The organism is Qipengyuania pelagi, from assembly GCF_009827295.1.
Classification (GTDB): Bacteria; Pseudomonadota; Alphaproteobacteria; order Sphingomonadales; family Sphingomonadaceae; genus Qipengyuania; species Qipengyuania pelagi.
Genome location: NZ_WTYD01000002.1, coordinates 23,943 through 50,323, shown reverse-complemented (window position 1 = coordinate 50,323; position 26,381 = coordinate 23,943). Strand labels below are relative to the sequence as shown.

Annotated in this window: 21 protein-coding genes; 9 read left to right on the top strand and 12 right to left on the bottom strand. The window is 59.8% G+C overall.

The window, feature by feature from the left end:
* Window positions 1–20: 20 nt before the first annotated feature.
* Together GRI47_RS10975 and GRI47_RS10970 are read left to right on the top strand one after the other, a co-directional pair.
* Complete coding sequence (locus GRI47_RS10975) at window positions 21–1,661, top strand: acetolactate synthase large subunit (protein ID WP_156843020.1); 1,641 nt, start codon at window positions 21–23, stop codon at window positions 1,659–1,661.
* Window positions 1,658–3,052: an aldehyde dehydrogenase family protein gene (locus GRI47_RS10970; RefSeq protein ID WP_156843021.1), complete on the top strand. Its 1,395-nt coding sequence runs from the start codon at window positions 1,658–1,660 to the stop codon at window positions 3,050–3,052. Before GRI47_RS10975 ends, GRI47_RS10970 begins: the two co-directional genes overlap by 4 nt.
* 137 nt (window positions 3,053–3,189) lie before the next feature.
* Here the strand turns inward: GRI47_RS10970 and GRI47_RS10965 are convergent, their stop codons facing one another.
* Complete coding sequence (locus GRI47_RS10965) at window positions 3,190–3,588, bottom strand: MerR family transcriptional regulator (protein ID WP_082347972.1); 399 nt, start codon at window positions 3,586–3,588, stop codon at window positions 3,190–3,192.
* 75 nt (window positions 3,589–3,663) lie between these two features.
* Between GRI47_RS10965 and GRI47_RS10960 the strand changes: the two genes are divergently transcribed.
* Both GRI47_RS10960 and GRI47_RS10955 read left to right on the top strand, forming a co-directional pair.
* Window positions 3,664–4,281: a cation efflux transmembrane domain-containing protein gene (locus GRI47_RS10960; RefSeq protein ID WP_010240550.1), complete on the top strand. Its 618-nt coding sequence runs from the start codon at window positions 3,664–3,666 to the stop codon at window positions 4,279–4,281.
* A 96-nt stretch (window positions 4,282–4,377) separates the two neighbouring features.
* Entirely contained in the window at window positions 4,378–6,330 is a 1,953-nt protein-coding gene (locus GRI47_RS10955) for a cytochrome c/FTR1 family iron permease (protein ID WP_160661442.1), read from the top strand.
* Between the two features lie 17 nt (window positions 6,331–6,347).
* On the opposite strand, the gene GRI47_RS10950 is transcribed toward GRI47_RS10955, so the two are convergent.
* The 9 genes from GRI47_RS10950 to GRI47_RS15195 form a co-directional block, all read right to left on the bottom strand.
* Complete coding sequence (locus tag GRI47_RS10950) at window positions 6,348–6,839, bottom strand: hypothetical protein (RefSeq protein ID WP_224801916.1); 492 nt, start codon at window positions 6,837–6,839, stop codon at window positions 6,348–6,350.
* 29 nt (window positions 6,840–6,868) lie between these two features.
* Window positions 6,869–9,208 carry a heavy metal translocating P-type ATPase gene (locus GRI47_RS10945; RefSeq protein WP_160661441.1) on the bottom strand — a complete coding sequence of 780 codons (2,340 nt, stop codon included), beginning with the start codon at window positions 9,206–9,208 and terminating at the stop codon, window positions 6,869–6,871.
* Window positions 9,209–9,221: 13 nt separating this feature from the next.
* The gene (locus tag GRI47_RS10940; protein WP_160661440.1) at window positions 9,222–10,763 is read right to left on the bottom strand and encodes a multicopper oxidase family protein; all 1,542 of its coding nucleotides are present in this window, start codon (window positions 10,761–10,763) and stop codon (window positions 9,222–9,224) included.
* A gap of 58 nt (window positions 10,764–10,821) precedes the next feature.
* Window positions 10,822–11,208, bottom strand: a complete 387-nt coding sequence (locus GRI47_RS10935) for a copper-binding protein (RefSeq protein WP_224801918.1) — start codon at window positions 11,206–11,208, stop codon at window positions 10,822–10,824.
* Complete coding sequence (locus GRI47_RS10930; protein ID WP_156843025.1) at window positions 11,187–14,354, bottom strand: efflux RND transporter permease subunit; 3,168 nt, start codon at window positions 14,352–14,354, stop codon at window positions 11,187–11,189. Before GRI47_RS10930 ends, GRI47_RS10935 begins: the two co-directional genes overlap by 22 nt.
* Window positions 14,351–15,847 (bottom strand): efflux RND transporter periplasmic adaptor subunit, encoded by a 1,497-nt coding sequence (locus tag GRI47_RS10925; protein ID WP_119511744.1) that lies wholly within the window; start codon window positions 15,845–15,847, stop codon window positions 14,351–14,353. The genes GRI47_RS10930 and GRI47_RS10925 overlap by 4 nt, the downstream gene beginning before the upstream one ends.
* 8 nt (window positions 15,848–15,855) lie before the next feature.
* Window positions 15,856–17,091, bottom strand: coding sequence for a TolC family protein (locus GRI47_RS10920; RefSeq protein WP_119511743.1), 1,236 nt, complete (start codon window positions 17,089–17,091; stop codon window positions 15,856–15,858).
* Between the two features lie 669 nt (window positions 17,092–17,760).
* Window positions 17,761–18,069, bottom strand: coding sequence for a hypothetical protein (locus tag GRI47_RS10915; RefSeq protein ID WP_160661439.1), 309 nt, complete (start codon window positions 18,067–18,069; stop codon window positions 17,761–17,763).
* A gap of 63 nt (window positions 18,070–18,132) precedes the next feature.
* Window positions 18,133–18,255 (bottom strand): hypothetical protein, encoded by a 123-nt coding sequence (locus GRI47_RS15195; RefSeq protein WP_263615426.1) that lies wholly within the window; start codon window positions 18,253–18,255, stop codon window positions 18,133–18,135.
* A gap of 171 nt (window positions 18,256–18,426) precedes the next feature.
* Here GRI47_RS15195 and GRI47_RS10910 point away from each other — a divergent pair, with 171 nt between their 5' ends.
* The 5 genes from GRI47_RS10910 to GRI47_RS10890 all read left to right on the top strand — a co-directional run bounded on the left by GRI47_RS10910 (window position 18,427) and on the right by GRI47_RS10890 (window position 24,310).
* Window positions 18,427–18,885, top strand: coding sequence for a MerR family DNA-binding protein (locus GRI47_RS10910; RefSeq protein WP_160661438.1), 459 nt, complete (start codon window positions 18,427–18,429; stop codon window positions 18,883–18,885).
* 575 nt (window positions 18,886–19,460) lie between these two features.
* Entirely contained in the window at window positions 19,461–19,886 is a 426-nt protein-coding gene (locus tag GRI47_RS10905) for a CBS domain-containing protein (RefSeq protein ID WP_237452777.1), read from the top strand.
* Window positions 19,887–19,971: 85 nt separating this feature from the next.
* The gene (locus tag GRI47_RS10900; RefSeq protein ID WP_160661436.1) at window positions 19,972–22,557 is read left to right on the top strand and encodes an NAD-dependent epimerase/dehydratase family protein; all 2,586 of its coding nucleotides are present in this window, start codon (window positions 19,972–19,974) and stop codon (window positions 22,555–22,557) included.
* Between the two features lie 136 nt (window positions 22,558–22,693).
* Window positions 22,694–23,356: a peroxiredoxin gene (locus tag GRI47_RS10895; RefSeq protein ID WP_160661435.1), complete on the top strand. Its 663-nt coding sequence runs from the start codon at window positions 22,694–22,696 to the stop codon at window positions 23,354–23,356.
* 552 nt (window positions 23,357–23,908) lie between these two features.
* Window positions 23,909–24,310, top strand: coding sequence for a hypothetical protein (locus tag GRI47_RS10890; RefSeq protein ID WP_156842684.1), 402 nt, complete (start codon window positions 23,909–23,911; stop codon window positions 24,308–24,310).
* Window positions 24,311–24,668: 358 nt separating this feature from the next.
* On the opposite strand, the gene GRI47_RS14820 is transcribed toward GRI47_RS10890, so the two are convergent.
* Both GRI47_RS14820 and GRI47_RS10880 read right to left on the bottom strand, forming a co-directional pair.
* The gene (locus GRI47_RS14820; protein WP_182849628.1) at window positions 24,669–24,836 is read right to left on the bottom strand and encodes a hypothetical protein; all 168 of its coding nucleotides are present in this window, start codon (window positions 24,834–24,836) and stop codon (window positions 24,669–24,671) included.
* A 162-nt stretch (window positions 24,837–24,998) separates the two neighbouring features.
* On the bottom strand, window positions 24,999–26,351 hold the full coding sequence (locus GRI47_RS10880) for an MBL fold metallo-hydrolase (protein ID WP_156842685.1): 1,353 nt from the start codon (window positions 26,349–26,351) through the stop codon (window positions 24,999–25,001).
* Window positions 26,352–26,381: the final 30 nt, after the last annotated feature.

Sequence of the window (26,381 nt, the reverse complement as noted above, 5' to 3'; positions counted from 1 at the left end):
CGTAAAATGAGGACCAACGAATGAAAGCATCCGATCTCATGGTCGCCGCACTCGAAGCCGAGGGAGTCGAATATGTTTTCGCCGTTCCAGGCGAAGAGAACCTGGATCTCCTGGAATCGCTGCGAACTTCCGCCATCACGCTGGTTCTGGCCCGTCACGAACAGGGCGCTGGCTTCATGGCGGCGACCTATGGCCGCCTGACCGGCAAGGCAGGTGTGTGCCTGGCAACGCTCGGGCCTGGTGCCACGAACCTGACCACACCGGCGGCCTATGCCGCGCTCGGGGCCTTTCCGCTCGTCATTATTACCGGGCAGAAACCGATCAAGACCTCGAAACAGGCCCAGTTCCAGATTGTCGACGTCGTTTCCCTGTTTACGCCGCTCTGCAAGGCTTCGACCCAGATCGTGAACGGCAATCGCATTCCCTCGCTCGTTCGCGAAGGGTTCCGTCTGGCGCAGGAAGAAAGACCCGGAGCCGTCCTCCTGGAACTGCCCGAAGATATCGCTGAAGAGGAAACGATCGAACCGGTCATACCGCCGCATGACAGGCGTTATGCGGTCGCCGGAGATGCTGCGCTCGACGAAGCGGCCCGGCGTATTCTTGCTGCGGAACGGCCCTTGCTATTGATCGGAGCTGGAGCGAACCGCCGCCGCGCTTCGAAAGCGTTGCGCAAATTCGTGTCTGATACCGGCTTTCCCTTCTTCGACACCCAGATGGGCAAGGGCGTGGTCGATGAAGATAGCGAACTCTATCTGGGCACTGCGGCGCTATCGTCGGGCGATTATGTTCACTGCGCGATCGAGAAGGCCGATCTGATCGTCAATATCGGTCACGACGTGGTGGAGAAGCCGCCCTTCTTCATGGAGCCGGACGGTCAGACCGTCATCCATATCAATTACAAGGCGGCTGAAGTCGATCAGGTCTACTTCCCGCAGCTCGAAGTCATCGGCGACATCGCCGGATCGGTCGAGCGGCTGGGAAGCCGCCTCGATGGCAAGCTGCAGTGCGACCGCAGCTATTATACCGCCCTGCATCACGAGATTGCTTCGCACATCTCCGAGACCAGCGACGACGAACGTTTTCCGATGGTCCCCCAGCGCGTGGTTGCCGACGTACGCAGCGTAATGGCGCGCGATGATATCGTTGCGCTCGACAACGGCATCTACAAGATCTGGTTCGCCAGAAACTACATCGCCCACGAGCCTGGCACCATCCTGCTCGACAATGCATTGGCGACGATGGGCGCGGGCCTTCCATCGGCCATGATGGCTGCGATGCTGGCGCCGGGGCGCAGAGTGCTCGCGGTATGCGGCGATGGCGGGTTCATGATGAACTCGCAGGAACTGGAAACGGCCGTCAGGCTTGGACTGAACCTTGTCGTTCTCGTTCTGAATGATGCAGCATACGGGATGATCCGCTGGAAGCAGGACCAGCTTGGCTTTCCGGACTACGGCCTGACCTTTTCCAATCCCGACTTTGTCACCTACGCACAAAGCTATGGAGCGACCGGCCACCGTGTCGAGCGAAGCGCGGATCTGGTTTCGGTCCTGAACGCCGCATTCGAGGCTGGCGGCGTGCACCTTGTCGACCTGCCCGTCGATTATTCCGAAAACAAGAAGGTGCTGATCGACGAACTCGGCGCAAAGGTGTGCGAGCTATGAAAACGATCGTTCACAATCCCTTCGACCGCTCGCCGATTGCAGAAGTAGCGCTTGTCGACTGGGCTCAAATCGATGAATGGCTGAATGAAGCGCAGTTGCTCCACCGCGACCGCCATGGCTGGCTTGCCGTGCACGAGCGTATCGCCATCCTCCGGCGGGCTGCGGATATCATGCGCGAACGAGCCGAGGATCTGGCTCTCCAGATCGTCAGGGAGGGCGGCAAACCGCTGGTCGATGCGCGCGTGGAAGCCAGTCGCGCAATCAACAGCGTCGACTTGTGCGTTCAGGCGCTCAGCGATGGCGGCGGTCACAAGATCCCCATGGACCTGACAGAAGCGGGTGCGGGAAGGACGGCATATACATTCCGCGAACCGATCGGTCCTGTCGTGGCGATCTCGGCATTCAATCACCCCCTCAACCTGATCGTCCATCAGGTTGGACCGGCGGTAGCAGCCGGGTGCCCCGTTCTCATCAAGCCTGCGCTGGAAACGCCTCTGTCATGCCAGAGCTTCGTGAGCATTCTTCATGAAGCCGGCCTGCCCGAGGCCTGGTGCCGGTTCGCACCTTGCGGCAACGATATTGCCGAAAGAATGGTAACCGATCCGCGCACGGAGTTCTTCTCATTCATCGGTTCTGCGAAGATCGGCTGGATGCTTCGCTCGAAGCTGGCGCCGGGAACCCGCATTGCTCTCGAGCACGGCGGCGCGGCGCCGGTAATCGTGGACAGCGGCGTGGAGCGCGCAGCAGTGATCGCCTCGTTGCTCAAAGGCGGGTTCTATCATTCGGGTCAGGTCTGCGTTTCCGTGCAGCGCGTGTACGTCCCTGCTGCAGAATTGAAAGACTTCGCTCATGACCTAAGGCGAGCTGCCGAAAAGCTGGTAGTGGGCGATCCCGCCGATGCTGAGACCCAATGCGGACCCCTGATCCGAACGGAGGAAGTTGACCGCGTCGAACGCTGGGTCGATGAAGCCATCGCAGCAGGAGGCACCCTGGTGTGCGGGGGAAGCCGTCTGAGTGACACTCTTTTCTCCCCGACCGTCATTGTCGATCCTCCCGAAAGTGCCAAGATATCCCGGGAAGAAATCTTCGGCCCCGTGATCTGCGTGTATGGCTATGACGATATCGACCTGGCTATCGAGCAGGCCAATGCCCTGCCTTACGCCTTTCAGGCCGCTGTATTCAGCGATCGGCTGTCAATCGCCAATCATTGCATACAGTCTCTGGCGGGATCGGCTGTGATGGTGAACGACCATACGGCATTCCGCGTGGACTGGATGCCTTTTGCAGGGCTGCGCCGCTCCGGGCTTGGCGTCGGCGGGATCCCCTACACTATGGCGGATATGAGCATTGAAAAAATGGCCGTCTGGAACTGGCCTGCGGCGGCATCATAGCCCGTTCGACAGACCCGGGATGGCGACACGGGCAGCTTCGCACTCGTCGGCCTTTCCCGAAGTTAAGTCTCTTATGGGCGGCCGACAAAAGCCGTGCATTGGCGAGCCTGACCGAACTGGCGCACGAGGCGCGGACATCAAGGCTCGGCGGTACCCGCAAGTGCATCGATGATGCGGCAATCGCCTACAGTGTCTTGCTCGCAGGCAGCGATCATACGCCCAAGTTCCGTCCGCAACGCCTCCAGGCTCGCGATCTTGCGCTCGACCTCGCCGAGATGGCTTCTGGCCAGAGCGTCGATGCCCGCGCAGGACCGGTCGGCATCATCGGAGAGATCGAGCAATTCCCTGATGCGTGCCATGGAGAAGCCGAGATCACGCGCGCGCCGTATGAAGTTAAGGCGCGCTTCCTCTGCTGGTCCATAATCGCGATAATTGGCCTGCGTGCGTGGAGGGGCAGCGAGGATACCCTCACGCTCGTAGAAGCGGATTGTTTCGGATTTGACGCCGGTTATCCGGGCAAGTTGACCAATTCTCATGACAAAGGCTCCTGTCGCTTGACCTTGTAGTTACTACAAGGTGCATAGGGCGGATTGACGCAAGGAGTCGAGTAAATGGGAAAGACCTGCTGCGGCCCCGATGAGGCCGGTGCAAACAACAACGATCCGACATGGCGGCGCATTCTGTGGATCGCACTGGGCCTTAATGCAATCATGTTCGGCGTGGAGATCGTGGCAGGCATTGCTGCGGATTCGCGCGCCTTGCAGGCCGACGCGCTCGACTTTCTCGGTGATGCGGCAAACTATGCTATCAGTCTCGGTGTAGCGGGGATGGCGCTCGTCTGGCGCGCGCGTGCGGCTCTCGTAAAGGCGGCGACCATGCTGGCTTTCGGCCTGTGGGTGCTCGGCTCGGCCATCTGGGGTTTCTTTGTCGGGGCGTCGCCCGACCCGGGAACGATGGGCGCCATCGGTTCTCTTGCTCTGGCGGTAAATCTCGCCGTCGCCGCGATGCTGTTCCGGTATCGCTCGGGCGATGCGAACATGCGCTCGGTGTGGATCTGTTCGCGCAACGACGCGATCGGTAATATCGCCGTGCTGGCGGCAGCGATTGGCGTTTTCGGCACCGGCCGTGCGTGGCCCGATCTGGTTGTGGCGAGCATCATGGCAGGACTGGCGGTGTGGGGAAGTGCCGAAGTCTCCAAACAGGCCCGTGGCGAACTGCGCTCTACCTAAACTCCAGAATATCCCCGCGATCGGGGGTTGGAGGAAATACATTTCCGTCTACACCCTGCTATTGCGAATTAATTGCAACAGATATAGAGACCCCTCATGCATCGCATCGTCTCCGCCACCGTCCATCCGGCACTGCGGCTCATTCTGCTGGCGCTTGCGCTGTGTCTGTCCGTCACCGCGAACGCGGAAGAACCCGACGTGCGAACCACCTGGCGTCTGCTCGATTATATCGCGGTCGACTACGCCTCCGCCGTTTCCGAGGGACGTGTTGCCGACGAATTCGAATATCGCGAAATGGTGGAGTTTTCCGATGTCGTGGCGCGGCAGATCGCTGCATTGCCGGATACTAAAGACAATCAAGCACTCATCCGCCGATCGGACCAGCTGCGAGCTCTGATCGCCAATAAGGAACCCGCCGAGCGAGTTGGGCGCTTAGCGCGCGCGCTGGCAGCCTCGTTGCTGACAGCCTACCCGGTTCCGCTTGCCCCTTCGCAAGCGCCCGACCTTGACCGCGCCCGCACTCTCTTCGCGCAGAACTGCGCCTCGTGTCACGGCGCCGCCGGAAGTGCGCCACCGGCCGCAATGCAGGCACTTGATCCCCCGCCGATCGACTTCACCGATATCGACCGGGCGCGGCAGCGCAGTGCGTTCGGGCTTTACCAGGTCATCACGCAAGGGCTGGAAGGAACGTCCATGGCCAGCTTCGCATCGCTGTCCGACGAGGATCGCTGGGCGCTTGCATTCCATGCCGGCAGCATTGCTTTTGAAGATGTGGCCAAGGGCGAGCGTATTTGGCGGGAAGATGATGGCATACGCCAGCTTGTCCCCGATCTCGAGACGCTCGCCGCGCTCACACCGGAAAGTCTGGCCGAGCAGATCGGCGAGGACCGTGCGCTCGCCGTCATGGCCTATCTTCGCGCCAATCCCGATGCGGTGGGACAGGCAAATGACGCAGGTTCGCTCGCCTTCGTTCGCGATACGCTCGATCGCAGCCTGTCAGCTTATCGGGCTGGCAACCGAGAGGAAGCGCGGCAGCTTGCCCTGTCTGCCTATCTCGACGGGTTTGAACCCCTGGAGGCCCTCCTGGCAACGCGCGATGGCGGTTTGATGCGGGAGGTAGAACAGGCGCTCGGGCAATTCCGGGCCGGAATAGAGTCCGGTGCGAATCCATCCGAACTACAGCAACTAAGGGCTCGCATCGATAGTCTGCTGGCAAGAGCCGAGGAAGCGTTGGCTCCTGAGGCGGCCAGCGAAATCTCGACCTTTCTCGGGGCGTTCACCATTCTCCTGCGCGAGGGGATCGAAGCAATTCTGGTTGTGATCGCCATGATCGCCTTTGTGAAAAAGTCGCAGCGCTTCGAGGTATTGCCCTATGTCCATGGTGGGTGGATCGCTGCTCTTTTCGCAGGTGTCGCCACCTGGGTCGTAGCAACCTACTTCGTAAGCATCAGCGGGGCGAGCCGCGAGATGACCGAAGGGATCGGCGCGCTGCTTGCGGCTGTCATTCTCGTATCGGTCGGGATCTGGATGCATGGCAAATCCCAGGCCGAGGAATGGCGGCGCTATATCCAGGAAAAAATGGGCAAGGCGCTTTCGCGCGGATCGGCATGGTTTCTCTTTGGTCTTGCATTCGTGGTCGTCTACCGGGAAGCGTTCGAGACTATCCTGTTCTACGCTGCCCTGTGGAACCCGCAGAGCAGCGGCATCATACTGGCAGGTGCCTTGTCCGCAGTAGCGCTGCTGGCGCTCATTGCATGGGCCATGCTGCGCTACAGCCGCAAACTGCCGATCACCCAGTTCTTCCGCTACAGTGCTATCCTGATTGCGATCCTTGCGGTCATTCTCGCGGGCAAGGGCGTGGGCGCTTTCCAGGAGGCCGGAGTTCTTTCCGCCACTTTCATTGCCGGCTTGCCGCGCCTCGCCGAACTCGGCTTCTTCCCGACTGTCGAGACGATCGGCGCGCAATTGCTCACGCTGCTGGCCCTGATTGCCGGATTTCGGGTAAGTCGATCACCATCGGGACCGCAGCCGGCAGCTGTCGAGGGATAGGAGATCCCGGTTTGCGATCAGCGGGGTCCGGTGCCGAGACGGCGCGCGAGCCACAAGGTGGCCGTGGGAACCGCGACCCACATCACGATCGGTACCAGGCCGATTTTGGTCCCGGGCACAAGCGGCATGATTGCACTATAGGACCACCCCCAGTCGGCACCGACAGCCAGCACTTCGACCATGGCAGTAATGGCCAGGCCGATTCCCAGGAACACGACAAAACGCGAGATCGGCCAGTCTACGAGCCACGGCGTTTTACCACTGCCGACAGAGGCGCCGAGATAAGCGGCCACCATGATCCCGGCATCGCCGAACGAGGCCAGGCCGCAGCGACGTGCTGCCTCGGCAGGCGACAGACCTCCCGACTGGTAGAAAGGAAGCTGGAGCATCTCCCAGGCGAAAGCGATGAGAATTCCGAAGATGGCGATCCAGAGTGCGGGATGCGCACCGCGCCATTCGCGCGATTCCTCAGAGATTTGGTCCTGATCCTGCATCGTCTGATTCGTCACTCCTGCGATCTCCGTCCCGTCCCCATCGCTCAGGTATCGAATTTGGGAAGAGCGAGGCCGCGCAGGCGCAGGGCGTTGCCGATCACCGATACCGAAGACAGGCTCATCGCTGCGGCCGCGATCATCGGGTTCAAAAGCAACCCGGTCCATGGATAGAGGACACCTGCTGCGACCGGTATGCCGAGCGCATTATACGCAAAGGCAAAGAACAGGTTCTGCCTGATGTTGCGCATAGTGGCCCGAGACAGGACGAGCGCCTGAACAACGCCGACGAGGTCGCCGCGCACCAATGTCACGCCCGCGCTTTCGATCGCGACATCGGTACCCGTTCCCATCGCGATGCCGACATGCGAAGCGGCAAGCGCGGGTGCGTCGTTTATGCCGTCGCCGGCCATAGCGACCCGGCGACCCTCGCTCTTCAACTGCTCGATCTTGCGATGTTTGTCCTCGGGCGAGACGTTCGCTTCGACTTCGTCGATACCGACCTGGCTTGCTACCGCACGCGCGGTGGCTTCGCTGTCGCCGGTAAGCATCACGATCTTGATGCCGCGCTCATGCAACGCGGCAATAGCGGTGCGGCTGGTTGCCTTGATCGGATCGGCGACCGCGATAAGGCCTGCCGGTGCCCCGTCCACGGCCACGAACATCACCGTCTGTCCGAGGCTTCGGCCTTCGTCCGCCGTTGACCGCCAGCCTTCTTCGAGCGCCCCCATACGCTCCATCATCTTTTCATTCCCGATCGCGACCAGGCGCTTGTCGACATTTGCCTGGATACCTTCGCCGGTCACGGATTCGATATCGGAAGCGTCGAGAATGGCAGCGCCCCTGTTTTGAGCCCCTTCCACGATCGCGTGGGCGAGCGGATGCTCGCTTCCTCTCTCAACGGCAGCGACAAGGCTCAGCAATTCCTGCTCGTCGAAATTTGGCTGCGGTTTTACGTCGACAAGATCAGGCTTGCCCCGGGTCAGCGTTCCGGTCTTGTCGACGACCAGCGTATCGATCTTTTCCAGCGTTTCGAGCGCTTCGGCGTTCTTGATCAGGATCCCGTGCTGCGCGCCCTTGCCGGTACCGGTCATGATCGACATCGGCGTCGCCAGTCCGAGCGCGCAGGGACACGCGATGATCAGAACGGCGACCGCGTTGACGAGCGCGTAGGCAAGGGCCGGTGCCGGTCCCCAGATGGCCCAGACGACAAAACTCACGATAGCGACAAGGACGACGATGGGTACGAACCATCCGGTGACCTGGTCGGCGAGCCGCTGGATCGGTGCCCGGCTGCGCTGCGCCTCCGCCACCATCTGCACGATCTTCGAGAGCATGGTGTCCGCGCCGACCTGCGTCGCGCGCATGGTGAAGCTGCCGGTCTGGTTGACAGTGCCCCCGATCACGGGATCGCCAGCGCTTTTCTTGACGGGAATGGGTTCGCCACTGATCATGGATTCGTCGATGGCACTGCTTCCATCCTCGAGCGTGCCATCGACGGGGACCTTGTCGCCCGGACGCACGCGCAGCAGGTCCCCCGACGTCAATTCATCGAGCGGTACTTCGCGCTCGTCCCCGCGACCGAAGATCTTCATCGCGGTCGGGGGTGCGAGTTCGAGAAGCGCTCGCAAGGCGCTCGATGTCGATCCGCGCGCCTTGAGCTCGAGCACCTGCCCGAGCAGCACGAGGGTCGTGATAACCGCTGCGGCCTCGTAATAGACGCCGACCCGGCCCGCATGATCGCGGAATGCCTCGGGAAAGATGTCCGGGGCGAGGGTTGCCACAAGGCTGAACAGATAAGCGATGGCAACGCCGAAGCCGATCAGGGTGAACATGTTGAGGTTCATGGTTCGGACTGATTGCAGCGCGCGGGTGAAGAAGGGCCAGCCGCCCCAAAGCACCACCGGAGTGGCCAGCAGAAGCTGCAGCCACTGCGCGGAAGCGGGTTCGATGATCTGATCGAACGGTCGCGACGGGATCATGTCGCCCATCGCATAAGCGAAGAGCGGCAGGGTGAAGAGCGCGCTCCACCAGAACCTTCGCCGCATGTCGACCAGTTCGGGATCGGGACCCTCGTTCAAGGTGACCGTTTCGGGTTCGAGGGCCATCCCGCATATCGGGCAGGAGCCCGGCCCCGGCTGCCGGATCTCCGGATGCATCGGACAGGTGTATATCGTACCTTCCGGGACATCCTCGACAGCATCGAGGTGCGCCTTTGAAAGATACATCTCCGGATCCGCGCGGAACTTGTCGAGGCAGCGCGAGGAGCAGAAGTAATGGTCGCCACCCTTGTGTCGATCGATGAAGCGGGCGCCGTCCATCTTCACGCTCATTCCGCAAACGGGGTCGGTCGCCGTACCCTCGATCGCATTGTGCCCATCGCTCATCTGTCGTTCTCCCCTAACTGGCCGTGACCACGAACTGCCCCATCATGCCTGCGTCCTCGTGCTCGAGGATATGACAGTGATACATGTAGGGAGTGTCGGGATCGGTATTCTCTTCGAACCGTAGCAGCAGCCTGACCTGTTCACGCGGGTTGACGATAACGGTGTCCTTGAAGCCCGCCTCTTCCGCCCGCGGAGGCCGGCCGTCCCGGTCGAGCAAGCGGAACTGCACGTTATGAATATGAAAGGGATGCGCCATCATCGATGCGTTGGCGATTTCCCATATTTCCCACTGACCCACCGGTACGCGCTGATTGATGACATCCATGTCCATGGTCTGGCCGTTGATCGACATACCCCGACCCATCATGCCCATATCGAGTACGAAACGGCGGCTGCGAACGGCGAGCGAGGGGTCTGGCGCGGCTAGCGCGGCGAGGGTGGGCGGGAGCATCACTGGAGTCGACGAGCCGGAGGGGCGCATATCGAGGATGGAAAATGTGCGGCCCTGCCTCTCGCGACCGGTCCGGTTTCCCATCATTCCGCCGCCCATCATACCCCCGCCTTGCCCGCCCATCATGCCCATGGCGTTAGCAGGGCTGCTGGCAATCAGCCGGAGCGGGCGCCCTTCGGAAAGATCGACGATCACTTGTGCGCGTTCGCCTGGGGCAAGGGTAAGACTGCGAACCTCGCTTGGCGCGGCAAGCAGGCCGCCATCGCTTGCGATGAGTTGCATCGGACGATCACCTTCGAGCGAGAAGGTGTAGAACCGCGCATTCGATCCATTGAGAAGCCGCAGGCGCAGCGGACCGGCGGCCGCCTCGAAAACGGCATTGGCCGTTCCGTTCACATAGATGCGCTCACCCATCACCCCCATCATCCGCGAGTGCATATCGAGCGGGTAAACAAGGCGGCCCGCGCCGTCGATCACGCGATCCTGCACGACGAGCGGTATGTCATCTACACCGTACCGGCTCGGCAGATCGAGGCGATCCTCTTCCTCGTCGCGCACGTAGATCGGGGCAGCAAGTCCGGTATAGACCTGTGGTCCGGCCCGGCGATGCAGATGCGAATGATACCAGTATAACGAAGCGCGCTGGCGTATTTCGAAGGACGGGCTCCAGCGCTCACCGGGCCGTATGAGCTGGTGCGGCCCGCCATCCGCTGTGGCGGGAAGTTCGAAACCATGCCAGTGGACGGTCGCATCTTCGGCAAGCTTGTTGTCGATGTGAAAGCGAACCTGTTCGCCGCGGCGCATTTCGAGGGTGGGCCCGAGATAGGATGCATCGATGCCGATTGTCGGAGACGGAGTGTCGGACACGAATTCTTTCTCGCCAGGTGTGAGGGAGAGGCGAAAGACACGCTCGCCCCGTTCGATCGTTCCGGCCTGTAGCCGAGGTATGGCAAGAGGTTTGCTTGCACCTGATCGATCGAGCGACATCCTGCTTTGCGTATCGCAGCCCAGCAGCGGCAGCGCCGCGAAACCCGTCGCCGCGAGACCGGCGCTCTTCATGAAATCGCGCCGATCCTGAAAGTTGGGCCTGTCGATATCGGGCATATTCACCTGTTTTTGCGTGGGAGGCACCGGCGCAACCGAGCGCCTCCCACCCTTCATGCTATCGCGGCGTTACCGAGGTAACGACGCTGCCTTCGGTTCCAGTACGAAATTTAAAGGCTATTCCCTCACCGACACTGACCTGTTCGAGGATTTGCGCGTCGGCTTCGAATGCCATGGTCATCGCGGGCCACCCGATACTTTCGACCGGACCATGCTCGATGGTCACAGTGCCCGCCTCGGAATCGATGGCTGTAACCGTTCCCTCCGCGCTGGCGCTCTGCTCGCCGCCGGTCTCCTCCGCCATCGGCATTTCGCCTGACATGGGCATGCTGTCCGAGTTCGCCATGTCGTCTGACATCATGGTCTCTGAGCTGTCGTCTGCAGCGTCGCAGGCTGCAAGCGCCAGCGGTGCCGCGAGCAGGATCATATAGGTTGGGGTACGCATTCTTCTTCTCCTTGAGGGTTGGCCGGTTTTTCCGGACGGGGGCGCCGCAACAACAGATAGGCGGCGGGAAGCAGGAACATGGACAGGAGCGGCGCGGTAATCATACCGCCGATCATCGGTGCCGCGATCCGGCTCATCACCTCCGAGCCAGCTCCGGTACCGATCAAGATCGGGAACAGACCCGCAAGGATCACCGCTACGGTCATCGCCTTGGGTCGGACACGCAAGAGCGCCCCTTCGCGGATCGCCTGATCCACTTCCTCGGCGCTCAAATCGCCACTTCGTTTCTCGAGGGCTGCCTTGAGATAGATCAGCATGATCACGCCGAACTCGGCCGATACACCTGCCAGGGCAATGAATCCGACGGCAGTTGCGACCGACTGGTTGTAGCCCATCAGATAGAGGAGCCAGTAGCCGCCTGACAGGGCGAATGGCAGCGTACCCATGATAAGCATTGCCTCGTCCCACCTTCTGAAGATCAGATAGAGCAGCAGGAAAATGATGACGAGCGTGGCGGGTACGACGATCTGCAGCCGTTCGTAGGCGCGGGTAAGGTACTCGAACTGACCCGCGTAGGACAGGCTGACGCCCGCCGGAAGATTGACGCTTGCGGCGACCGCTTCTTGGAGGTCGGCAACCACCGATGTAAGATCGCGGTCGCGCACATCCACATAGATGTAGCTGGTCAATCGTCCCTGTTCGCTCTTGAGCATGGGGGGGCCATCGCTGACGCCGATCCGTGCGACCGTGCCGAGCGTAATCTGTTGTCCCGACGGCGTCAGGAGGGGCAAGGTTCGCAATTCGTCCACGCTGTCGCGAATTTCACGGGGGTAGCGCACATTGATCGGATAGCGCGCCAGACCTTCAACAGTCCGCGCGACATTGGCCCCACCAATAGCGCCCGAGACGATCTGCTGGATATCGGAGATGTTGAGGCCGTATCTCGCCGCTGCGGCGCGATCGATGTCGACATCGACGTAGCGCCCGCCGGAAAGCCTCTCGGCCAGAGCCGAACTGACGCCGGGAATCGTCTTTGCCACACCCTCGACCTCGAGCGCCACCCGTTCGATCTCTGCAAGATCCTCGCCCGAAACCTTGACCCCGATCGGGCTCTTGATCCCGGTCGCCAGCATATCGATGCGGTTACGGATAGGGGGTACCCAGACATTGGCGAGACCGGGCACTTGAACGACCCGGTCGAGCTCTTCGATCAGCGCATCAGTCGTCATGGCTTCGCGCCATTCCTCCCGCGGCCGGAACCGGATCGTGGTCTCGAACATGGTGAGCGGAGCCGGGTCGGTAGCCGTATCTGCACGGCCGGCCTTGCCGAAGACTGTTTCGACTTCCGGTACCGATTTGATGAGGCGGTCGGTGCGCTGCAGCAGCGCCGAGGCCTCGCCTGGCGATAGACCGGGAAGGGCGCTCGGCATGTAGAGCAGATCGCCCTCGTCGAGCGGCGGGAGAAACTCTCCGCCGAGCTGCGAGAAGGGGATCAGCGTGGTGAGGAAGATCGCGCCTGCAACCGCGAGCGTGGCTTTTGGCCAGCGCATCACCCAATTAAGGCCCGGTCGGTAAATCCTGGTCAGCCAGCGATTGAGGAAATTGGAGTCTTCTGACGGTATCTTACCCCTGATCAGCCAGCCCATCATCACCGGAACCAGTGTAACCGACAGCAGCGCAGCCGCCGCCATGGCATAGGTCTTGGTGAAGGCAAGCGGTGCAAACAACCGGCCTTCCTGGGCTTGTAGGGTAAACACGGGCAGGAACGACAAGGTTATGATCAGAAGGCTGAAGAACAGCGCCGGTCCCACTTCCTTCGATGCATCGGCGATGATCCGCCAGCGTTCCTTGACCGAAAGCACCGTGTCGGGATTTTCATGCTCCCATCGCTCGAGATGCTTGTGCGCATTTTCGATCATCACAACGGCTGCATCGACCATGGCGCCGACCGCGATAGCGATCCCGCCCAGCGACATGATATTGGCATTCACCCCCTGGAAACGCATCACGATGAACGCCGCGAGCACGCCCAAAGGCAGGGTGATGATGGCGACAAGTGCCGAACGTGCGTGCCAGAGGAACAGCGCGCATACGATCGCGACGACGATGAACTCCTCGATCAGCTTGGTCGTCAAATTCTCCACCGAGGCGTCGATAAGCTGCGATCGGTCGTAGGTGGTGACGATCTCGACGCCCTCGGGAAGGCTCGCCTGCAATTCGTCCAGCTTTTCCTCGACCGCCTGGATTGCGCTGCGAGCGTCCGCGCCCTGTCTGAGAACGATGATGCCGCCGGCGACCTCTCCTTCGCCGTTGAGCTCGGCAATGCCGCGGCGCAGCTCCGGCCCGACCTGGATTGTGGCGACATCGCCAAGGGTAACCGGAACCCCGCCAGTTGCAGTCCTGAGGGGAATCTCGCGGAAATCGTCCAGCGTCGTCAGATAGCCCGACGCGCGTACCATGTATTCGGCCTCACCCATCTCGACGATCGAACCGCCGGCCTCCTGGTTGGACGACTGGATGGCGTTTACGATCTCGGCATGCGTGACGCCGAACGATGCCATCCGGTAAGGTTCGAGCACGATCTGGTATTGTTTCACCATACCGCCGACACTCGCGACTTCGGCAATGCCGGGGATCGTCTTGAGCTCGTAGCGCAGAAACCAGTCCTGCAGGCTGCGCAGCCCGGCAAGGTCATGACCGCCCGTGCGATCGACAAGCGCATATTCGTAAATCCACCCCACGCCCGTCGCATCCGGACCGAGCGTGCTCGTAACACCCTCGGGCAGGCGGTTCTGCACCTGATTGAGATATTCGAGCACCCGCGACCGTGCCCAGTAAAGGTCGGTACCGTCCTCGAAAATGATATAAACGTAGCTGTCGCCGAACATCGAGTAGCCGCGTACGGTCTTCGCTCCCGGCACCGACAGCATGGTCGTGGCCATCGGGTAGGTCACCTGGTCCTCGACAATCCGGGGCGCCTGGCCCGGATAGTTGGATCGGACGACAACCTGGACATCGGACAGATCGGGCAAAGCATCGACCGGAGTTGTGCGGACGGCCCAGAACCCGCCAAGGGTCACAGCTATGGCGGCGAGGACGATGAAAAGCCGATTGGCGATCGAGGCATCGATAATGCGCGCGATCATTGCCCGGCACTCCTGATGGTCTCGATACGGGGGCCGGCGTCCTGCTGGGTGAAGGTAAAGCGCACTCTATCGCCTTCCTCGAACCCGCTGATCTGCGCTGCATTCTTCGTGCGGAAACTCATCGTCATGGCGGGCCAGTCTAGCCGCGGGACAGGTCCGTGCCGCAGCGTGACGGAGCCATCGGCAATCTTCTCGATCGTCCCCATTGCGCTGAATGTCACTGGTTGGTCTTCACCGTCCCGGTTCGGACCTGCCTCATCGATCGCACGAACATCAAGTCCTGCCAGGCTTGCCTCGGAATCGAGCAGGAACTGGCCCGAGGTCACGACCTCTTCGCCTTGCGAAAGGCCGGCCAGCACTTCGGTCCTGCCTCCCGCCTCACGGCCGATCCGGACTTCGGCAGGCATGAAGCCGCCCTCGTCCTGCTTGATCATGACGATGGTGCGGCGCCCGGTCCGGATCACCGCTTCGGAAGGAACCAGCAGAGCGCGCCGGGTGTCGGGGGTCAGCGAGACCTGCGCGAACATGCCCGGCTTGAGCCGTCCGGAAGGATTGGGCAATTGTGCGCGGACGGTGATTGTCCGGCTGGCATCCTGTGCGCTCGGCAAGATCGCGATGATCGGTCCGGAAAATCTCTCATCGGGAAACGCGGTCAGGGTTGCACTGACAGGTTGGCCGACCCGGATATTCGCTGCTTGTGTTTCGGGCACCGATGCCTCGAGCCAGATCGGCGAGAATCCGGTTATTTCCGCCAGGGTCTGGCCTGCCATCACGGTCATGCCGGGTCGCACGCCGAGCATGGTGATGGCCCCGCCGGTCGGCGCGGTGACCGTGATCGTCGCCTGCGCGCGGCCGGTCCGGCCCACCGATGAAATTTGCCCATTCGACATGCCGAGCAGCCGCATCCGCTCGCGCATGGCCTGTGCAAGCTGTTCATCGCCGCTGTTCAGGACGGCCAGATATTCCTGCTGCGCTCCTCCCCATTCGGGTACGAGAATATCGGCCAGCGGCGCGCCTCGGCTCACCACATCGTCTGGAGCACGCCCATAGGTTCGTTGTACAAAGCCGCCAGCCCTTGGCTGGACAATTGCAACGTCCCGCCCATTGTAAGCGAGAACACCGGTAACGGACACGTCCGGCTCAAGTACGCCGTATTCGGCCTCGGCGGTGCGGATGCCGAAGTTCTGGACAAGCCCCGCGTCGATCTGAACCCCGGAGGTGGCCTCCTCGCCAGCGCATTTGGGAACAAGTTCCATATCCATGAACGGCGATTTTCCAGGCTCGTCGAAACGCTGTCCCGGCACCATCGGATCGTACCAGTAAAGCACGTCCTCACATTCGGCGCTGGATGATCCCCCGTTGCCATTTGCCTGACTTCCGCTCTCACCCCGCTGCGATAACCCGTATCCTGCGGTGACGCTGATCAGGGCGACCGTTGCCGCCATCGTCCAGGATTTCTGGCGCGGCGACAGTTTGTCCCACGCGGCTCCCATTTTGGCTCTCATGGCTGGAACTCCGTATAGGTCAGTCGCAAGGTCGTCGCGGCTTCAACTGTCGCCTCCTCACGCTCAAGGATCTCGATTTGTAGGAGCGCCAGCGCCTTGATCGCTTCGATGACGTCCAGCAGTTCGGCGCGGTTTGCCGCGAAGCTGGCCCTTTCGAGATCAGCCCGGCTTTGGGCGAGGGGTAGCAACTCCTCCGTGGCTCGCTGCCACTGGCGGTATGCGCTGCGCCAAGCGGCAAGGTCGGCCTCGAATTGCGCTTGCAGTTCGCGCAAGCGATCAAGCTGAATTGCTTGCGCTGCGCTTGCTTCGGCTTCAGCAGCGGCAATCCTCGGGTTCTGCCGCCTGCCCGCAAAGATGGGGAGCGTAATCGAGCCCATGACCGAGACGACATCACCGAACATCGGATCGCGCCTGCCATAGCTGACATTGATGCCGAAATCGGGCCGCTTCTCCGACCGGGCAAGATCGATCCTCGCATCTGCCTGTCGAACCTGTGCGATAGCGAGAATGATATCGGGATTAAGCTCTAGGGTCGCCCGGAGTCGCTCGGCATCGACATCCGCCGCGGGGATAGCCCCGGTGGCAACTGCGCCTTGCACAGCAGCATATCGCGCCAACATGGCCCGTGCCGCGTCAAGGTCGCCTTCTAGGCGGGTCCGCATGTCCTCGACTTCCAGTACCGCACGGCGAATTTCGAGGCTCTCAGCCGGCCTGGCCGATCCCGCCGCAACGGCGCTCCGCGCCAAGGGCACCAGCCTTTCGATCTGCCTAAGTGCCTCATCGATAACATTCAGAGCCTGTTGGGTGTACGCGAGCGAAATCCAGGCCTCGCCTGCTCCAAGCCGAGCCGTGAGCTGCGCGCGGGTCAACTGCGCGGAAGCCAGATCTATATCGGCCACTGCCATGCGCGCTCTCGCATGGCGCTCCGCGAGATTGGGTATGTCCTGCTCCACACCGACCTGGATCTGGGTGGGCAGCTGCCGGTCGATCTCGAAGGCTGCCGGGCCTGCCACCGGAAGGTTCTGAATCCCAGCGCGGAGGCGAGGATCTGGTAGTTCGTCAGCTGCATCAGCGACGCTGCGACGTGCCTCGAGCTGCAACTCCCGCGCTCGCACCTGCGGCTGTTCGCTAACGGCCGCTCTCAATGCCTCCTCGTAGCCGATTGACTGCGCGTAACTAGCTGGCGCCAAAGCCAGCAGGACCGGAAATGCGGTCCAGCAAATTTTCTGCATGATTTCTAGATTCCGCTAGAGCGCGCGATATAAGCGCGGACGGAACAAACGACCATCGCTAGGCGCGACGGAAAATTCGTTCAGCTTCAGTATGCAGGGCAGTCCCTGGCAATACTCAGAATTGCTCTTGCGGGGGCGGCGGCTCGGGTCCTTGATCAACGAGAGCCGGAGAATATGCGGCAAATGGGGTGAACAACGAACGCACAGCAATTTTCGTACGTTCGCCTGATGGGGCTGTGATCATGGCCAGTGGAGCGATACAACCGAGGACCACAAGGCAATCCAGGCGAAGATTTTTGCACGGTCCGGGTTGGTCTTCCGAAGCGGTCGTAGCACCAGTCTCCATGCGCATCTCGTTACACGCCGCCTCGCTTCCCGCCGGTGCTTGCGGCACCGCCGAGGCATGAGCGGCCGACTGGACAAAGAGTCCGCAAGCAATCAGAAAAATTCCAAGAGAGCGCAGTAACTGCATCATCTAACTCTACGGGCGCAGCCGAGCCTCGACAAGCCTTCGGGATCTGTTGTGGTAGAAATCATAAATACGGTCCGCTTGCATGGGACATGAGATCAGCAGGATTCACCGATCATTGTTCGGATGGTGCCTGCCCCGCAGGGAGGGGGCAGGCTTAGGCGAAGACAATCTGGCAAATTGACGTGTGGTGCTCAGGATTACCCTGCCTCTTCATTCGACATCTGTTCCTGTTTCATCTTCATCATTTCATTGCAGTTGCGCATCATGTCCATCATTTGAGCGCGCATTTCCGGATCGTTCATCATCGCCATCATTTCAGCGCGCATCTCGGGGTTGTTCATCATCGCCATCATCCCGGACATGTCACCATCCATGTCCGACATTTCGCCCTGCATTGCACCATGCTCGTGGCTGCTCTCTTGGCCTTGCGAGCTCTCTTGTGGAGCGGGCTGATGATCGACTTGGGATTGCGCGGCCGCAGCTGTTGCGAGACCGGCGGTCGCCAAGGCTCCGAGCGCCGCTAATTTAAAACTATTAATAAAAAAGTTCCTTTCATTGTTCCGATAAGTTCAGCTTTGCGTCGTCATGCGCAGGAACTGGAAGCGCGCGAACTTGCCGCTCAGGTCACCTGCCTGGGTCATCCGCACATATCTGGCTTGCATTTTTTCCAGGGCGGTGCGGCTTCTGGGCATGTCGGCGTCAATGCGCGGGAGTGCGCTTTCTTCTTATAACCTTTCTCCGCGAATCGAACATTACCCAAAAGATAGGGCTTCCCATCATGGGAAGGTCAAGAGGGGCGTCAGAATAAAAATTGTCGGCGCAGGCTGTTTGCTTTCCTATCGTGGGAAAGTTATCCAGCATGCATGAGCCAACTGCACACAATTGGTGAGGCCGCCGCAGACAGTGGCGTGTCGGCCAAGATGATCAGGCATTATGAGAAAATCGGTCTGATCGGAGCGGCCGAACGCACCGAAGCTGGCTATCGGCTTTACGGCCCTGCCGAAATACATACGCTGCGGTTCATCCGCCGCGCCCGCAACCTTGGCTTTTCGGTAGATGATATCGGCGAATTGCTCGGTCTGTGGCACGACGAGAAAAGAGCCAGCAAGGATGTCCGGGAGGTTGCCGCCGGACACTTGGGTGCTCTGCGCGCCAAGGCGGCAGAAATTCTTTCCATGATCGACGCTCTTGAGCATCTTATCGCGGGTTGCACGAACGATGACCGGCCAGATTGTCCTATTCTCAAAGATCTTTCCAACGATGCCAATCCTGCCTTAGCAAAAGAAGTCGGTCACAAGTTCGGATACCAGCGGGTCTGCTAAAAACAGAGTTGGCGCTGGTCTGTTCTCATGGTTCGCTTCATTTTGGGTTGGACCAGCAATTGGCTGAGGACGCGTCCGACATTTGACCGGCGAGACACATAAGACTCCTGGAGCGGGCCCGAAGGTGCTGCGTCGTTGTTCGCAAAACCTCAAGCTTGGCCAGTTTCGCGATTGCAGTTTTTTGCCAAGGCGTGGTCTGCCCGTTTGCGAAGTTTAATTCGCAACAAATCTCGGTGTCAGCTCTATTGAGTGGAACATATCCATTCGCTGAAACGATCTTTTCTCCAAGCTCCCGACCTTTTCCCATTCAGCCAATATGAGGGGTTGGAGCAGATGGCTCGTACTGTAAGCGTGACCCATCAGAGACGCACCAAGATCAGCACCTGCGCGACCTCCTTGTGCGGTCCAGGTCGGCACCGAGTTCGCCAATTCGTCGCATGGAGGGGGCTTGACCTTCCAACGATGGGAACCGTTACCTTATGATTTTCTATGATTTGAGCGAAGCTGCCCTGACGGGAAATGCTTTTGCACAGACCGACCGATGAAGGAGTGGAATTATGCATGTTAAGGACATTATGACGAAGGATCCCGCCTGCTGCGACAAGGATGCGAGCGTACAGGATGCAGCGAAGCTCATGGTGGGAAACGACTGCGGAGAGATTCCTGTTGTTGATGACCAAGGCGGTCTGGTGGGTGTCGTCACAGATCGGGACATTTGCTGTCGCGTCGTAGCTGAAGGCAAGTCGCCCGACACCCCGGTGGGGGACATCATGACCCGTTCGGTTGTCACTGTCACGCCGGATACCGAGGTAGATGCATGTTGCTCCACGATGGAGAGCAACCAGGTCCGGCGCGTTCCCGTGATTGATGACGAAGGGAATTGCTGCGGCATGGTTTCCCAGGCTGATATTGCACGGTCCGGTGCCGATGCAAAGACCGCAGAACTCGTCGAGGAAATCTCCAAGCCATCTCAGGAAAAGGCCTCATCGGGTTGTTGCTAGTCCGAGGGCAGCTGCAGGACCGTCCTCCCGCGAGGACGGTTCTGTCTTGAAGAGTAATCCCAAGATCAACGCGATGGAGTAGATTATGGCTAGAGGCGTCGTCCTGATAACCGGTGCAAGCGGATACATTGGGCGCGCTTTGGTTGATCGGTTGAGCGACCAGTACCGCATCATCGGCCTCGATCGCTCGGTCGCGAAAGACGTTCCCGGACTAGAAGCCTCATACGCCATCGACCTCGCGGACGAAGCGTCGGTTGTCGACGCCTTGACCAATGTGCGTGCCGCGCATTCAAACACGATTGCAGCTTGCATTCACCTGGCTGCCTATTTCGACATCACGGGCGAGCCAAACCCGCTGTACACCAATGTCAATGTTGAAGGGTCGCGCAGGCTGATTACGGCACTGCAGGACTTCGATGTCGAACAGTTCATCTATGCAAGCTCGATGCTTGTACACGAGCCCAAACCGCTGCCGGGCGTACGTATCGACGAATCCAGTCCGCTTGGACCGACGTGGCCTTACCCTCAATCGAAGGTCGATGCGGAACAGGTACTGCGCGAGAACCGTGGCGACATTCCGGTTGTATTCTTGCGGTTTGCGGGGGTTTACGACGACGAGGGGCACTCCGCCTTTCTCGCCGAACAGATTGCCGGTGTCTATGAGCATCGCGTGTCGGCGCATCTGTATCCGGGGATGTTGTGCGCTGCACAATCGGCACTGCATCTTGACGATCTGACCAAGGCGGTCGAGCAGACTATCGCTCATCGCACTGACCTCGAGGGCGAGATGCCGATACTTGTCGGCGAGCCCGAAACGCTGGGCTATGCCGAGATACAGGACATCGTTCATTGCCAGATCCACGGCAAGGAATGGACGACAGTGCGCATTCCAAAAAGCGTGGCGAAACTGGGCACGTGGATCGAGGAAGAAGTCCTCGGTCATGACGGATTCGTCAAGCAGTGGATGGTCGATGACGCAAACGCTCACTACATTCTCGATATCTCCCGCGCCCGGAAACTGCTGGGGTGGGAACCAGAGCACTCGCTCCGCGAAACGCTTCCGACCATCATCGACGCGTTGCAAGCCGACCCGCAGGACTGGTACGAAACGAACAAGCTGAACACGTCCCGCGTGGCCTGGCATCCAAAGAGTTCGGATGCAGCGAAGACCGAACCGGCGCGACCTCAATCGCAAGACACCGATATAGCGCATGATGGGCACCAGATGGACGGCGACATGAACAATATGGACGGCGATATGCAGCATATGGACGGACCCCAGCGCGGTACCCGCTGGACGCAGTTTGCTGTCATCGGACTCGGCCTCTGGCTTGCTGCAAGTCCTGGTGTTTATGACGTCGTATCCGCCGATACTGCGCGTGCTTCGGTCGTAGCGGTCACTCTCGAGCGGGGTTTGCCGTCGATCGAATGGCGGGCCAACGCTCTTGCTCTGAGCGATATGCTGAGCGGGATCGCATTGATGATCTTCGGCGCGATGTCGCTTTCGAAGCGCACCGCCTGGTTGGGGCAGTGGGCGACGGCCTTTGTCGGCATCTGGCTGCTTTTCGCGCCCTTGTTCTTCTGGAGTCCGAGCGCGGCCCAATATCTGACCAATATGCTTGTCGGTACATTGGCGATCGCATTCTCGGTGCTGGTGCCAATGATGCCCGGCATGAGCATGGAAGGGATGATGGACAAGAAGTCCATCCCGCCCGGGTGGACCTACAGTCCCTCGACCGATGCCCAGCGATTCCCGATTGTTGCGATGGGCATCATCGGCCTTCTGATATCGCGCATGCTTACCTCCTACCAGCTTGGCCATATCGATGTGGCGTGGGAGCCGTTTTTCTCCGGATCGCTTGGCGATCCCAAGAACGGCACCGAGGAAATCATCACGTCGGATGTATCCAAGGCCTGGCCGATCCCGGATGCCGGACTAGGGGCGGTCAGCTATGTGCTCGAGATCCTAATGGCGGTCATGGGAACCCGCACGCGCTGGCGCACGATGCCGTGGATGGTTACCTTCTTCGGCATTCTGGTCATTCCGCTCGGTGTGGTCAGTATCTATTTCGTGATCATTCAGCCGATAATGATCGGGACGTGGAGTACGCCGGCTCTGATTGCTGCGCTTGCGATGCTCATCATGATCCCGTTCTCGCTCGATGAAGTCATCGCCATGGGACAGTATCTCTACTGGTCGAAAAAGGAAGGCAAGTCACTCGTTCGTACCTTCTTCAAGGGCGGCGCAGTGTCAAACGGTGAAATCGACGATACCGACTATATGACCGACGCGCGTTCGATCTGGACGAACACGGTGCGCGGCGTGACCTTCCCGTGGACCCTGGTGGCCAGCACGGCTCTGGGAGCGTGGCTGATGCTGACAAGGATAACGCTTGGCAGCGAGGGGGCGATGGCCAACAGCGATCACGTGGTGGGTGCTTTGGTGATTACGGTGGCAATCATCGCGACCGCGGAAGTCGCGCGCGCCCTGCGCTTCATCAACGCTGCATTCGGTGCCTGGCTGGTCGCAGCGCCCTTCATGCTTGCAGGGGCTTCGGCTGCCGGAACGGTGGCCTCGGTTGGGGTCGGACTGCTCTTGATCGGACTGAGCCTGCCTCGCGGTAAGCGAAGCGGTGAGCATTATGCGGGCTGGGATCGGTTTGTCGTATGACCGGTTGACCCGAGCAAAGCGGATCTGGCGCTCTTCCTTTAGGAACAGGATGAAGACGAGGTCGGACCCGCATTCTTCTCAGAGCATCGCTAGAAATGTGCCCTGAGTACCCACAAAATAAGTAGGAGTATTTTACATGACCCTTTCAATTGGCTCGACAGCCCCCGATTTCACAGCCCAGACCACACAAGGAAACATTCACTTCCATGATTGGATGGGTGACAGCTGGGCAATCCTCTTTTCCCATCCCAAGGCATTTACACCGGTTTGCACGACCGAGCTTGGTTATATGGCCGGGCTTGGCGAGGAATTTGCCAAACGCAACACCAAGATTATTGGCCTTTCGGTCGACAGCAGCCAGGATAATCGCGATTGGCTTCCCGATATCGAGGAGGTGAGTGGAAATAAGGTCGACTATCCCGTGGTCGGCGACAGCGACCTACAGGTCGCCAAGCTTTATAATATGCTGCCGGCCGACGAAGCGGGTAATGCGGAGAGGCGAACCGCAGCCGATAACGCCACCGTCCGCGCTGTCTATATCATCGGGCCAGACAAGAAAATTCGCGCCGTGCTGCTTTATCCGATGAGCAGCGGGCGGAATTTCGATGAAGTGCTCCGGCTGCTTGATTCGGTGCAACTCACCGAACGCAAGGGTGTAGCGACGCCGGTCAATTGGCAGAAGGGTGATGATGTGATTATTCCGCCTTCCTTGTCGGACGAAGATGCGAAAGCCAAATATCCCGATGGCTGGGACGAAAAGAAACCGTATTTGCGTGTGATCCAAGAACCGATCGACTAATTGCGCGAACAGGTTGCCAGCAATTGCATGTCGGCGTGAATATAGCATGCTCATGCTAGAATTTGAGCGCGTCGCCACACCGGCGAGTGGATCTATCTGTTCGATATATAGATTGGCAAGAAGCGTAAGCGATTAGGTGTACGGTAAAACCAAATCCGGTCCCGATCGGTTTTCTCCTCGTTAATCGAATGGCGGCCCCACCTCCCCCTGAACCCTGCGGATCGCAGGTGTCCCGGGGCCGTTCAGGAACCCCGCGCTTCACCCAACCCTGGCGCGGGGTTCCGTCTTTCAGGTACAATAGCTGTTGAGCGCGGCTATGTTGGTCAAAGGACTGCGGCGTCCGCCGAGCTTGGACACCTCAGCTGCGTGACGGGGTTGAGGAGCTGTCAGTGTGACGCAATTGACCTCGACCTTCAATTGGTGGAGGGCTATGCCACATCGGCGAAATACAATGAACCCTCGCGTGTGAAGCCTCTGTTCGAACGAGTACTATGGCAGACCTATTTGAAGACTTCATATGGGTAAGGGCCGTTCGTGGTTGCTAGTCGCTTGATGGCCGAACCGACTCATGCTGTCGAACCACTACCTTTGCACGACGGCAAGACGACCGTTGTGAGCGTCATAAGCAGTTCGGCTGCTGTTTTGGCAGCTTGCTCTTGCTGCATTCTACCGATGGTGCTGGTTGCCGCCGGGCTGAGTGCGAGCCTGAGCAGTGTTTTGGCGCCTCTGGGTTCGCTCCATTGGCCAATGACCGCATTTTCGATGATTGCGGTGGCGGCTAGTTGGCTCATTGTTCTGCGCAAACATCGGCACACGAGTCATTGCCACTCCCGGGCCGCAGTTAAATGGCTCAAGAACCGTCAGATAATTTTGCTCCTGGTTGCAACCGTGATGAGCTTCATCGCGGCCGCCTGGGGCTATTTCGAGCCAACTCTCATGAAAGCATTTATGTAATCCGAGGTTCTGAGAGAACGACACTCGGATTGGCTCCTTTTACTGCGATAGCGAAACTTTGCGGGGATCTATAAAGCGCGACCGGACAATGAGGGTTCAGACGATCTTCTGCGCGCAACGTCCTACAGACAAATGCGCCTTGGCAATGTTCGAGGGTAAGCATTTTCGGAATCGAGCGAAAAAAAGCGGTCTTAATTGCGACAGGTTCAAAAAAGCTCCCCAATCCCGAAGGACTCCAATTCGATTGTCATCCCGATGTGGTTCTGATGATAGCCTCCCCGGTTCGTTCAAATGATTGGGAATGCGGATAGCGCGCAATAGCCCGCACATGGCTCCGCGGTGGCCAAGGCAATCCAACCTATCCCTGCGGTGATTTCCCGCCGAGCTCGTGCAGTCGCTCGACAGCATCTTCAGAGCAATTTCCGCATTTCAGATTGGTAGGCACGGCCACGTCGATTTTTTCAAGGTAGGGCAGGTCCAGCACGGCCCTGATCTGCTGAAATTCGAAAAAGTGAGACATCGCCATTCAAGCGGGGGTTGCGTTTGCCTGCCTGTATGATCGTCGAGACGCGCCCCCCTGCACAATCAAGCGCAGGATAGACCAGCGTGTCTTCCGGTAGGCCAAACAGCTTTCGCGCACGGCCCTGAAGGGATCGCGGGTTGGCCATTTTCGAGGTTTTCCAGCTTTTTAGCCCTGCGCGTTTGTCCATGCGCCCATGGAGCCCAGATAGACGTCGAGGTGTTTGAAGCCTTGGCTTGCGAGCCAGCCCGCTGCTACGCTCGCCCTCATGCCGCTGGCGCACATCAAAGTGTAATGACGGTCGCGATCGAGCTCTTTCCAGCGGGTGTTGAGCTCGCCGACATAGACATGTTCGGATTCATCGATGCTGCCTTGCTGCCGTTCGTCAAGGGCGCGCACGTCGAGCAAGGTCCAATCTTCGCTGTCCTCAGCGAGCCTGCGTGCGACTTCCTCGGTGTCGATCATGGCAATACTTTGCATCGCTTTGCCCTGTGCGGCGGCTGGGATCACGCCGACATAGCCGCCGACAATATTATCGAGACCAATGCGCACCAAATGCGCCATAGCTTGAGCGAGCTCGTCTTCTTCGGAAGCGATTAGGGCTATCGTGTCGCCTTCGCTGATGAACCACCCGGCAAAGGCGGGTATCATTCCCACTGGAAGGCACACGGCACCCTGCATATGACCGGCGGCATAGGCGAGCGGCTCGCGTACATCGACCAGATGATCGGCGCCGCTCTCGCCGAGGTCTTCCAGCCCCAGAAGCCTTGGCCGCATGACTCGCGGCGCGGCATTGGCGCCTTCGAGATTGAGCCGCTCCATTAGCCGAAAATAAGGTGGCTGGTAATGATGCTCTTCTACCTTCGCCTTGATGAACTCGTCGCGGTCAGCAATGCGCAGCCGCGGGTTGTTGCGCCGCTCATGGCCGATTGTCGAGAATTCCCGGTCTGCCATTCCGGACCCGCAAACCGATCCGGCACCGTGCGCCGGGTATATGATTGTCTGGTCACCCAGAGCGCAAATCTTTTGCAATGAATCGTACAGGAGGCCCGCGACCTCCCGCGCGCGCTCGGGATAGAAATCGGTTCGGCCGACGTCGCCCACGAAGAGCGCATCGCCGGTGAACACGCCGACCGGTCCTTCGGGATAATCGTCGTCGTGAAAGACGAAGGCGAGATGATCGTCGGTGTGACCGGGGGTTTCGAGCACTTCGACCCTGATCTTACCGATCTCGAAAACGTCGCCCTCTCGCGCGGTGTCGGCGAACACAACCTCATCCGCAGGGTTTGGACCGTGCAGAACGCGGGCACCGGTCATTTTGGCCAGTACCGGCGATCCCGTGATGAGATCCTCATTCCTGTGCGTTTCGAAGATATGCGTGATCTCCAGCCCTTCGGCGCGGGCTCGCTCGAGATATATCTCGCAGTCGCGGCGCGGATCGATGACCGCTGCCTTGCCCTGCGAACCGATCAGATAGGAAAGGTGCGAAAGGCCGGGGGTCTTTATCTTCTCAAGCAGCATATCTTACCTCGTTGTTGGAATGTTTCCGCA